This window comes from Paenibacillus agaridevorans (genome assembly GCF_018604145.1).
GTDB classification, from domain to species: Bacteria; Bacillota; Bacilli; order Paenibacillales; family Paenibacillaceae; genus Pristimantibacillus; species Pristimantibacillus agaridevorans.
In genome coordinates this window covers 8,134,180-8,146,787 of the sequence record NZ_CP075889.1, presented here as the reverse complement: position 1 = coordinate 8,146,787, position 12,608 = coordinate 8,134,180, and the positions used below count along the sequence as shown (strand labels likewise).

Below are 12,608 nucleotides of genomic sequence, written 5' to 3'. Positions count from 1 at the left end.
GCACCTTCTTTAAAAAAATCAGGTGGGAGGAACCCCCCACCTGCGGTTCTCAAACTATTTGGCTGATGCTTTTTCCTTTGCGGCCGTTTCATCAAATTGTTTGGCAGCCTCTTCGGCCGTTATCACGCCGAGAAGGACCTTCTGTTTAAGCTCATGAAAAAGTCTCCACTCCGAGTTAGACCAATATTTATCCAGGATTGCACCGTTTTGCGACCACCAATTCTCTTCCATGGATAAGGACGAAAGCATAGCTTCAATAGCGGGCTGCAGCTTGGATTTGTCTTTAATATTGACAGCTGGAATATCGAATGCAGCGTTTGCGTAGAGAACCATTCCTTCTTCCGATGTCAAATACTTAACAAACTCGACTGCTTCCTCTACATGAGGCCCTTTGCCGTTGACAACCATCTGTACAAGTCCAAATGGCACGGTTGTTGCATCCGGATTGACGGACCCTTCAAAAGCAGGGACTCGGAAACTAATAATATCCTCGCCCTTCATCCCCATCGCGCTGAAGTTGGCATACGTAAACGTTCCGCCCAGCGCATACGCCGCATCGCCGCGTGCAAAGAGCTGGTCCGCATTATCAATATCCAAGCTTACCATACCGTCAGGAAACAGCTTTTCCTTTGTCAAATCCTCAATAAACTTGAACATATGAATGTTTTTCGAGTCGGATAAAGTCTCTTCGCGATTCATCAATTTCGTAAAACTTTCTTCGCCATTAAGCATGTAGTTTTGCAAGAGCGCCATCCAGTTTTCGTAAACCGAATCCGTGTTGCCGGAGAAAACAAGTCCGGACTTTCCGGTTTTGTCCTTTACGGTTTTCATGCGTTCGATCCATTCTTCTACTGTGGCTGGAGCATCCGTTGAGACCCCTGCTTCTTTCAGCAGCTGGGCGTTTCCATAAACGGTATAGAAAGTGCCAACGTCAACCGGCAGCCCGTAGATTTCGCCAACCTGGCGTTTCTTCATCCAATCACTGGCTTTTTCGTCTTTCGCCCAATTATCAATATGGCCTTGGGCAACCATTTGCCCGTTCAACGCTGCAGGGAAGAACCCGTTTTTCCATTCAGGATCCGCATTCAGATCTTGACTCCATTCAAAAGCGGTTCCATCAAAAGCCCCTGAAGCCGGGCCATTCCAATATAAGTATAAATCAGGTAAATCCGACACTGCTGAAGCAGCCATAATCTTCTGACTATAGGCATCATCCGGCGAGGTAACTTGGGTTTCTACTGTAATACCTGTTTTTTTCTTAAATTCCTCCGCCACTGCTTTAAAGCCAGGATCAAAGGCAACCTTGAACCCCCACATGGTAAGCTTAACATCACTTTTCGGCGCCTCCGATGCTGTTCCGTTCCCACCGTTGCCGGAAGCCGTCTCTTTAGGCGTATTTCCATTGCCAGACCCGCCGCTGCAAGCTGCAAGTATTAAAAGGAATACGATACTTACCGTTAATGCAATGAAACGAACTGATTTTGTTTTCTTCACTTCATCCAACTCTCCCCATTGTTTAATGTTGTCGTTTTTACGCTTCGCTTCTTTATCCATGTTGCTAGCGAAACTCAACATATTTATATGGTATGTTGTCACATTACATTAATATATGTTGTATTCATATTATAATGTCGGATACGTGTTTTGTAAACGCTTTTCCGCAAAATTAACTTTAAAGCAGAAAAAAAAGAAGCCCTTACATCAACTTATGGTGAAGGGCTTCTATACTTAAACAATGGAACTTTGATCTTTAATAATCATAGTAGAAGTCGAATGACCTTGTACCAACCTGGAAGGGATCAAAACTCTCTCTCTTTTCCGCTGTGGATCTGCTATAACGGCAAGCAGCAATTCGACTGCTTTACTGACCATTCCCGGAACATCCTGGGTCATATAGGTCTGCTTGGATATGAGCAATGACAATGGTTCAAAATCATAATAAACAATCGACAAATCTTCCGGTACTCGTATGTTAATTTCCTCTGCCGCTGCAATAATCGAAATACCTACTGCAATGTTTGTAGCAAATACGGCAGTCATTTCCGGATTCGTTCGTAAATATTGCTGTAATTCCCGCTTTATTTCGGGAACGACAATCCCTTCCCTAAGGATCACGTTCATTTTGTCAGGGTTGAAGTGATCCATCCTGTACTGCCTGTTAATCGAAATTTGCGCATCCGACAGCGCACGTTCATAACCTTCGATGCGATCCTCGATACTCGTTGTCCACTTTGGATAGGTCGACACGACTCCAACATTGCGGTGGCCAAGCTGCAGCAAGTGTTTCGTTGCATCATAAGCTCCCGCCACATTATCCGTACAGACGTTGTTGGTCTCGATTCCGCGAAAATATCGATCGATCAAAACTAATGGATAGTTGCTCATCGTCAGCTTCACGATTTCTTCATTGTAACCTTCTCCATCAACCGGAAAAATAATGATTCCATTAACCCCCAACTGGATCATTTCATTAATCAGCCTTTTTTCTTCTTCTTGCGAATCATTCGTTATTCCCAATATCATGTTCATACCTGCCGCCCTGCATTCTTGTTCGATTCCTTTTACAAGGTTGGCCGTATAGGTATTTTCGAGCCTTGGAATAAGGAAAGCGACGCAATGGCCTGTTTTAAGATTGGCAAGAGACTTATACAGCGTCGGTTCTCCCTCCTGATCGGAGGATACAAAGGAACCTTTGCCCTGGATCCTGTATACAATCCCCATATCGGTTAACTCCGACAAGGCTTTTTTTACCGTAATTCTGCTTACATTAAATTGTTCCGACAACTCTTTCTCCGAAGGCAGTTGGTCATTTGGCTTCCAATTTCCTCTATTAATCTGGTCATAAACATAATCTCGAATTTGCATATATAAAGGAACTCTTTGAACATCCTTCATTTCCTATTCAGCTCCAAACCGGTATATTTTTATAATATTTATTATATACAAATATACAGGTTTGTAAAAGGAAAAGATAACTTGTAAACAAGAGGCTATGTTATCTTTGACGCCCATGCCGGCATACGCAAAGAGAGATCTCCCGAATGGGGAAACCTCTCTTCGCTTCATTAAATATGCAAGGCTTCAAGCAGCCTATAGATCATTGCCGCGCCCTCGGCTCTCGTCGCGGTATGATCCGGACGGAACGTCCCATCCTGAAATCCATTAATCAGCTTTGCCGATACAGCGGCTTCTACAGAGGCTTGGGCCCAGTCGGGAATTTGAGCAGCATCTTTAAAGTCGCTCCTTGCACTTGCAATTGTATATCCGTTTTCACGCAACGCATTGACAAGCATGGCGACCATTTCCGCGCGAGTTATCGATTGATTCGCCTTAAACATCGTCTGACCTTGATAGGGGCTACCGTTAATCAAGCCTGACTTCGCAGCTGCAGCTACAGACGGTTTCGCCCATGCCGGAATCCCCCCATCATCCGAAAAACTCGTTGTTTTCTCGGAAGTTTTCAGTCCCAGTGCTTCTGTAAGCAGGACGACAAATTGCGCTCGGGTAACGGATTGCTGCGGTTTAAAGGTTCCATCCGGGAAACCTTGTATAACCTTCATGCCAATTAAACGATCCGTATATGCTGCTGCCCAATGATTGGCCAAATCAGCTAAGACCATGGGCTCGTAGGCAAATACAGCAAATTTGTGGAAGTGGTTGACGCGGGCCTTAACCGTTCCATCCCCATTAACCGTACCTCCGACGAATATCCACTTTTCTTGCTTATCGTTGTAATAATACACCGCTGCCTTTTGGTGTCCAGACAACTGAGCTGGATTGTAATTGAAGGTTAAATCGATCATCCCGTTAAGCTTGTGGCCTGATGAATTCGATAGTTCCAATACCGGGCTTACCAGTTGCATAGCATCCACAGTAGTTGTATCCGTTACGGATACCGTAACCTTGCCATCCTTAACTAAAGCACCGGCTGGAATATTTAGCTTGATCAAATGATCAACAATTAGTTCCGCTCCTTCGCTAGCCGAAACATCCATTTGATGCTTTGGTGCTGGCGTTACTGTTGGCGTTGCTGATGGCGCTGTCGGTGTTGCTATCGGTGTTGGAGTCGGCGTAGGTGTCGGTGTTACATGACACTGCTCCATATTAGAAACGTTTGCTCCGCCGACATTCCCCGCCCATGTAGCTTTGCAGCCAGCTTGATTATCAATATTGAAACCGCCCGCATACATGCCGGCCTTCCAGCTCACGCTCGAGACATCCGGACCCACGTAAGCATCGTTAGCGGCTTGACGCACCGCAACGCTTTCAAATGAAGTTTTTCCTTGATTCACAATAAAGTTGGTGTTGGAGCCTACCCCGGGAATATTGATTTGCTGGATCAGATTATCTCCGCCATTGATGTTGGCAATGAAAGTTGGCTTACTGTTGAAATCGCCAGCCAGAGTGTTGATAATCTCAAGCTTGCCACCAGGGTTCTTGACTACGCGAACCAATCCACGTTCGGCTTGCGGACCAGCGCTATAAAATTGATTGGCGACAAAAGTGGCGCCGGAAGCTCCGATTTCAAATGCTTCAATACCAAGCGGAGTGGAATCCAGACCATTCAAATAAAAGGTTCCGCTGCAGCCCACGCCATTCTGTGCTTCCAGAGTAAAGGCTACTTTCGTCGCATAGGCAAATAACCCGAATGCGTGCTGCTTCTCGCATGCACCGAACGTAAAGGCTTTTTGATTGTTTACCATTTGCGCGTACAGAGTCTCTACCCACTCTCCCGGTTTCCCCATTGGCGAGTTTTTGACAGGCGCATTCAGCCACAGATGTGGATTAATGTGCACATTTTCGACCCAACCCTCTTCAGATTGACCGATGTATACGCCCCTATCCAGAAAATCGCCCAACACGCCATTAATATAATGATTGTCCACACGATGAGTGTATCCAAAGTCTATGCCTCTATAAGCATTGGTAAAGGAGGTATTGATGACATACACGTTTTCGCCATTGCCGCGAATCGTCCACGGATAAGGCTGCACCTGGATATGGTTCTGCTCTGGGTAATGAATCGTCATGCCCCGCATGCCACTATTTGCGGAGAGAGTAATAAATGGCGTTCCTTCGGCATCCCCTTTGCCCGAGTACACGAGCAGGACGCTTCCCCATGCAGATGTATGGTGAGGCGTATCAAATATACCTCTTAATTCTACACCGCTTGGCACGTTAAAAGTTCCAGTAACCCGATACTCTCCGGCTGGGAAGTACACAATTCCGCCTTCAGCAGCCTCAGCGGCAGCAATAGCAGACTGAATTGCTACCGTATCATCAGTCACTCCGTCACCAACAGCGTAATAAGGCGATGTTTTCACATTAATAAACGTATCCTTCGCCGGGCCTGGAATTGTCGGACGTTTCGTATGCTCTGTAGCAGTACGCTTCGAAGCTCCGATGTCCGTATGGTCTATCGCCAGACGTTCGCTGTTTAGGCTGCTATTATTAATGATTTGCGGCTCTGCTTGAAATACATTTCCGATGATGCTGGCAGACGCAGCGTTCGAGCCTAGTCGGATCGACGGTTGATCCAGTTGAAACTCGTTTCCAGTTAGAATAAGTTCACCATTTGGCTGATCTACCGCGTAATGTCCGTCTTGGCCATTCCAGTTCTCGAACGTTGAATCCTGAATGGAAACCAAACCGCTGCCCTCCAACAGAACCGCTGTTTGAGGAGTTCCGCCAATAATCGATTGATTAATGCCTAGATAAGCATCAAAGCTGGCCGTTGTTTGAATGGCAACAGGATTAGACCCTATAGAAGCGCGGATTATGGAATCCGTAATGCCATATCCCATCGGCCCTACCCGGTTTGCGTAAACTCCCACTTGAACATCGTCAATATCCAGTTTGGCGAATTGGGCATTGCCCCCGGCATTATAAATACCTCCGCCATGAGCAGTGAAATTTGCCATAAATTTAATCGCTGTATGCATATCGCGTATCTTAACGTTATACACGAACGGCCAATCGACACGCCCCCATAGCAGCCCTTCGGCATACGTATGCAAATGATCGAGCAGCGCCTCCTGATCCTGGGCCTCGATTGGTGCGTTAGGCAATCCGGAATGAATCCAATAATCGGATTCCAATTGAACGTTATCTATGCGAAGCACATCCGTATTAAAGCTCGTTTCAATTCCTTTGCGCAATACGGTACCGTACACGTTTGAAATGTTTTGAAGCTCATTCCAGTTAGGTCCGTTTTTTATGCCTTGATAGGAGTTAATTAGCGTGACGTTACGAATCGCCGCGTTATCGCCGAATTGGGTCTGGATAGTCCAAGGATAAGGTTGAATATCATAAACATCTTGCTCCGGATACCAGATGGATAAATTGGTCACTGCTCCGCTTTCGTTAATCGATATAAATGGAAACCCGTTTGCGTTTCCTTTGTTTTCATAGACTTGCAGAATCGTTCCTTTCCCAAGTCCGCTCTCTTCCGGACTTTGCCATTCGCCGCGAAGAGTTACGTTGCTCGGAATGTATAAACTTCCCTTAATGGCATACTTGTTTTCCGGAATGAATACAACGCCTCCACCCGCGTCATGTGCTGCATTTATCGCGCTTTGGAAAGCATACGTATCATCCGTTATCCCATCTCCCTCCGCAGCAAAGTCCATGACATTAACCGTTTGAACGGGAATGTCATCGCTTGGATAGCTGCTGTTCACGAGTGACGGAGTCGGCTCCGGGTAACCATCAAGAGGCTCCGAAGATAAATTGGAGAATAGGACATTATTATGGTAAGCTTCGGCATTGGCAGTAGGATAACTATCCTCATAAGCTACGGCCTTGACGACATGATTGCCGTCCGTGATTTTGACATTGTCCACAAACGCCGTGACCCAAGCATTACCATCATCATATTCACCCGCAATCAGCCAGTTGGATATCGTTTTTCCTGCCATTGAATCCGGGATCTTAATTTTTCGATGGTACCAATGATTAGCGGTAAACCGCAATAAATCAGTTGAAGGATGTATACTAAAGCCGTTTTGATCAACCAATCCGTAATCTCTTGCGTTGGTGTTGTCCGTGAAAGTAAGGTCGATCCCTACCGCAGGCCGCAAGCCCGCAGCCGTATGTTTGATATCGTATTCCAGGTAATCTCCCCCCTGCAATACATACTCCTCTTCCGAGAACACACGATACGTATACTTGTTGGAATACTCCGTCATAGGCGTATAATCGACCTCGGCTTGCGTATGAAAAACAAACTTCAAGACATCTCCGGAAGGACCGCTTGTCGTATCCTCATAATTCACAAGCGAGAGCTGCTGACTCGCGCCGATGTCAGCAACTGCATTGTTAAGCTGATTGTTATCTTCAAACACAACTAGCTTCGTCGTTCCGGCAGCATCCTTGACCAGGATATTGTCGTAAAATACGTCATAGCTGTAGTTAACCTGATCATTCTCAGCCACCAATTGCCAGGATATTGGCTTAGTACCGACGCTATTTGCCGGGACAGTCAGTTGACGGCGATACCATTCGCCAGATGCATACTTGGTTAGATCTGTATCCGGATGCCCGGATAAGCCCTGCGCATCCATCCAATCAGACTCATCCCTAAATGATGACAAGCCATCAGAAACGATTTCAAGCCCGCCAGCCCGTCCAGCTAACGAATCAGGAATAAATACGTCATATTGAATGACATCGCCAGCTGCAAAAGTATACTCCGAACCGACTACGGAGATTTCGTTTGCCGCCTTTTTATCGCCTGCTACACCATGATTAGTGACCGAATATTTCAACACATTGCCTTCAGGATTGCCTCGTTCGAAGCCGTTATTCAAAGCCTCGAATTTAATGGGAGCCACGGAAACATCCATATCCACTTCATCATCGTCAACAGGAAGAGGAACATAGGTCGCTTCTTTCAGCTCGGCGCTCATGCCGCCTTCCCACTCTCCAATATAATTCAACTGGGGAGGACCATCTTCATATACGACGACTTTGACATTGCCTTCGGAATCTTTGACCACGATGTTATCATATAGAGCGGTATAGACATACCCGGGTTCCATATTGTTGCCTACGACTTGCCATGCAACCGGCATTCGACCGATCATGGAGGCGGGTACTGCCAATTGTCGCTTATACCAACCTTTAGAGGCATAGGCGGTTATGTCTCCCCATCCTGCGCCAATTGTACCTTTTGTATCGACCCAGTCGCTCAAGTTTCTAAATCTGGTCTCATCATCTGCAATGACTTCAATAGCTCCAGCTCGAATAGAGTTAGGATCGGGCAAATAAATGTCGTATTCGATGATATCGCCTGCTTGAAATCTATAGTTGTCCGACGGAGCTCCCGCCATGATGTAACCAATATATTTGCCAGCAGAACCCGGATCATTCGTAACGGTATAATTTAATACGTCTCCAGAAGGAGTTCCCTTCTTATAGCCAAATTCAAGTCCGGGATAAGGTCCCGGCTTTAATCCATTGGCAGCGATCGCTTCTTGAAACGGCGCTGGCCCGTTACTATAGCCGGAGAGCAGCACCTGTCCGTTACCGTCCGATAGATGAATATCCGCATAATAAGACGTATAGACGAGATCAGGGATTGGGTTTTTACTTGTAAGGATCCATCTTGCTATCGTTTTGCCATACGATGCTTCAGGCAGCTTAATTTTCCGATGATACCATTGATTCGCTGCCTCCTCCATAGTAGAGTAACGCCCCGCATTCAAACCTTTCTGATCAAAGAAACCATTCATGTCGTTTAAGCGGCTGCCATCGGTAAACTCAATGTCTACACCACCGGCACCCCATATCGTCCCTTGCGTCTTTATATCATATTCCAAATACTGGCCAGGTTGGATGACAAACGTTCCCGCTCCCGCTTCCGACAGCTTGAGATCTACAAACTTTTCGTCATAACCGGTGCTAGTTCCATCATTAACGATCGTCAGTTTCAACACATCTTCATTTGAGGCGCTCAGTTGTGAAGCGCTTTCAACAATCTTTGGAGGCAATACTAGTGTTGTAGCCAATACAGTCATGCACGTCAGCATAGAAATCATTTTTCGCAATAGCAACATCTCCTTATAAACGCTGTTTAACCCCTAACATAAACAATTGCTGGATTGCAGATCGTTAATTCACCCACCTCCATTAACCCTTTCAAAATTACATATCATATATACATGTTTGTTATATAGGTATATATGATATAAGTGATTATATACTACGTTTTATTTGATGTAAACGCTTAAGTTATTTCTTTAATAAAAAACCCCGCGAAAATAAGGGCTACAAGGACTTATCCCACATCCATTCGTTAGCGCACAGCATCCGACTTCCCCAAATAACCATCATGCATACAGAATAAACAAAAAAGCACCTGTCACGGTGCTTGTTGTAATCGTATACTAAGCCTTCGGCTTCTTGTCGGAGATGACTTATAGATGTCCTTCTGCGGCATGACCTCAACCGTCTTGTTCTTGCAATCAACTCACATAACGGTTAATAACTTCAACTAATAAATCATTAAGCAGCTTAACCTCGTATTCGCCCACCGCCGGCTCCAGATGATCGCCTCCGATCCCGCTGTCATCGGTCAGGAACAGATACGTTCCTCCTGTCGCAACGGCCATGAACCGCAGCAAATACTCCGTATCCGCATTTACGCCGCTCGAAGCGACCGGAATGATGCGAATGCCTTTTTCCGAAGCATCTTCGATAAGCCTGTGCACCTCTTCGATGACTTGGGTATCCTCGTGCGGCGGAGCATCCAGCACCAGAAACAGCAAGCGCGCCCGGGCCTCTTCGCTCCAGTCGTGCTTATGAATACCATCCCTGAGAGCCTGGTCGACGGCTTCCGGATAATCGCCTCCGCCTCTCGCATTCTGCTCGCTGAACTGGTCGATCACCTCATTTATATTCGTCGTAAACGGATAAGGCCTCGTAATATATTCGTCCCCTGCATCCCGGTAAAAGTTGGCGCTGACTCTGATCCCCAGTTGGTTGGCATGTTCGTCCGCCACCCGTTCCACGACGTCCTTAAGCTCAGCTTCCAAATAATCCAGCTCATCCTTCATCGAACCCGTCGTATCGACGACGAACATCAGATCAACCTTCTCTGACGGCTCCGTCCCTGGCACGCCAGAACCCAAATCCACCTTGACGCTGCCCTGTCTCGTTATGTCCAGCCCCTGCGTCGTTTTCTGTTCCTGTCCGAAGCTGACTTGCACATTGTAGGCATTGCTGGTCTTCAAATCGCGTTGCTCGTACAGCCCTGCATAGACATACGCGATGCCGTCCGTATTGGTCCTCGCCTGCCAGACCGCCTGGTTGTCGGCTTGCAGGACGACCTCCGCATCGGATACGGCTCTGCCGTTAGCCGAGACAATGACCTCCAGCCGATGAAATTGCCAAAAACCCCAGAAGCTCTTGCTGCTGTCGCCCTCCTGGCTGTTAAGCAGATTGTTGAAGCCTTCCCATGCCGCCAAGTCATCCCACTCTCCCGCGGTCAGCTGCCCGGCCTGAATCTTCTGTTTCGGATTGGAGTAGACTCCGTTGCGCTCAACTATTTCTTTTTTCGGCTCGGAAGAAGCGGGGCTCCTGTCCGATTCCCCTAAAGCCTCGCGAGGAGTGTTGCCGCTGTTCCCCTTTTCGGCTGACGCAGCGTTTGACGCGCCTTCCGTGCTTCGGCTGCCCGCGTTATTGTCCGCGCCGGAACACGCGCTCAAGACAATAACCATCGCAAGCAGCACTCCCGCCAGTCCACGCAGCCGCGATTGCCGCCCCTTTTTTGACCCCTTCGACGAATACACTCTCAGCATTGCCACAACCCCCTTATGTGTATATACTCCTCTAACGTCCAGGGATTGGCATATGTTGCTAGGTCAGGCTATTATTCGCAAAACGCCCCGCCCGTCCGCGCCCCATTTGCGCCAAGAAGGCAACGCGATCGAATACTTGCTGCCAGCCTCGTATAGCTCCGCAACTCATAGGAAATAATGGAAGAAAACGTCGAATGGTCGGGAAAGGTGTTGAAGGATGGGCTACGAATCAGGCGGTATGGCGCAAGACGGCCAAAGCACGACAAACGGCATGACGCAGAAGCAGAATAAATCGGCAGACCGTGCAGCTCGTCCGCTCTCGCCATCGCTGGACGCGAATCTTAAGGAATTGGAAGACACGTTCGCGGGCAACTCGGACATTATTTTCCGACATTGGAGCTTCGGACCCGATTTCCGTGAACGTGCCTGCTCCATCTACTTCTCCTCCCTTGTGCAGGAAGACAACATCAACTATATGAAACATTCGCTGCAGGATCTCGAGACCCATGAGGTAGGGCCGGGTAAAGATATTACGATGGAGGAGCTGCGAAATTTCTTCGAGCGCAGCGGCGTCTCCGCCAAAAAAGCGACAGTCGTTAAAGACTTGTTAACGGTGGAGGAAGAAATCCTGCACGGCCGGCTTGTCATTCTATTCGACGAATGGAGCAAGGCGCTCAGCTTTAAAGCGGAGTCCGTCGAGACCCGACAGGTCAACGAGCCCGTCAATGAATCCGTCGTCATCGGCCCCCGCGAGAGCACCGTCGAAAATTTGCAGAAAAACCTCGGCCTCATCCGTCTCCGGCTGAAGACGACGAAGCTCAAAATTATAATGGTCCAGGGCGGAGGCGAGACGAACACTTCCATTGCTTACGGCTATATCGAAGGAAGGGTCGATGGCGAGCTGCTCCAGGAATTTCAGCGCAGAATCGCGGACGTCAACAAGCTTGAAATTCTGGAGACCACTTATATCGAGCAATTGATCGAGGATTCCAGCTACTCTCCTTTCCCCCAGCACCGGTATACGGAGCGAACGGATATGGCGGCGGCCGCGCTTCTGGACGGCAAAATTATCGTCCTGGTGCAAGGGACGGGCGGCATTATGTTATGTCCGGGAAAATTCACGGAATTTTTCCAATCCAGCGAAGATTATTACCAGCGGACGCTAATCTCTACCATGGTGCGCTGGCTCCGTATTATCGCCTTTGTAATCGCGCTTACGCTGCCCAGTATCTATATTGCCTTGTCCACCTTTCACCCGGAGCTTATACCTACCGTATTGCTGCTTGCGATTTTGAACGCTCGGGAAGGCATTCCGCTGCCGGCGTTTTTCGAGGCGCTGCTGATGGAGTTTTTTTTCGAGCTCATGCGGGAGGCCGGCGTTCGGTTGCCCCGACCGGTTGGGTCGGCAGTCAGTATCGTCGGCGCGCTTGTCATCGGCGAAGCGGCCATCAGCGCGGGAATCGCTTCGCCTATCATGGTCATTGTCGTTGCTTTAACCGGCATTGCTTCGTTCTCTCTGCCTCAGTACGGCATGGCAATCTCTTTGCGCATATTACGTTTTCCGCTTATGGCAAGCGCGGCCTTGCTGGGCGGATTCGGCATGATGATCTGCCTGCTGTTTATCCTGCTCCATCTCTGCAAGCTGCGATCGCTTGGACAGCCGTACATGGCTTCGTTGATGCCTCTTCGCTTAAGCGATCTCAAGGACGTGCTGCTGCGCATCCCGCTCAAGAAGCTGCTCCGCCAACCTCGCAATGTGCATAAGCAATAACTACCTTCCGGTCAAAGCGCCTGCGGCGAAAGCCCGTA

At 48.0% G+C, this 12,608-nt stretch carries 5 protein-coding genes; 1 reads left to right on the top strand and 4 read right to left on the bottom strand.

Going from position 1 to position 12,608, the window contains the following annotated elements:
- Positions 1-54 precede the first annotated feature (54 nt).
- The 4 genes from KJW29_RS32525 to KJW29_RS32510 form a co-directional block, all read right to left on the bottom strand.
- Positions 55-1,554, bottom strand: a complete 1,500-nt coding sequence (locus KJW29_RS32525; protein WP_214627720.1) for an ABC transporter substrate-binding protein — start codon at positions 1,552-1,554, stop codon at positions 55-57.
- Between the two features lie 174 nt (positions 1,555-1,728).
- On the bottom strand, positions 1,729-2,895 hold the full coding sequence (locus tag KJW29_RS32520; RefSeq protein WP_214627719.1) for a GntR family transcriptional regulator: 1,167 nt from the start codon (positions 2,893-2,895) through the stop codon (positions 1,729-1,731).
- Positions 2,896-3,065: 170 nt separating this feature from the next.
- Positions 3,066-9,038, bottom strand: coding sequence for an S-layer homology domain-containing protein (locus KJW29_RS32515; protein WP_246608927.1), 5,973 nt, complete (start codon positions 9,036-9,038; stop codon positions 3,066-3,068).
- Positions 9,039-9,464: 426 nt separating this feature from the next.
- Positions 9,465-10,799, bottom strand: coding sequence for a vWA domain-containing protein (locus KJW29_RS32510; RefSeq protein ID WP_214627717.1), 1,335 nt, complete (start codon positions 10,797-10,799; stop codon positions 9,465-9,467).
- 217 nt (positions 10,800-11,016) lie between these two features.
- Here KJW29_RS32510 and KJW29_RS32505 point away from each other — a divergent pair, with 217 nt between their 5' ends.
- Complete coding sequence (locus KJW29_RS32505) at positions 11,017-12,570, top strand: spore germination protein (protein WP_246608473.1); 1,554 nt, start codon at positions 11,017-11,019, stop codon at positions 12,568-12,570.
- Positions 12,571-12,608 lie beyond the last annotated feature (38 nt).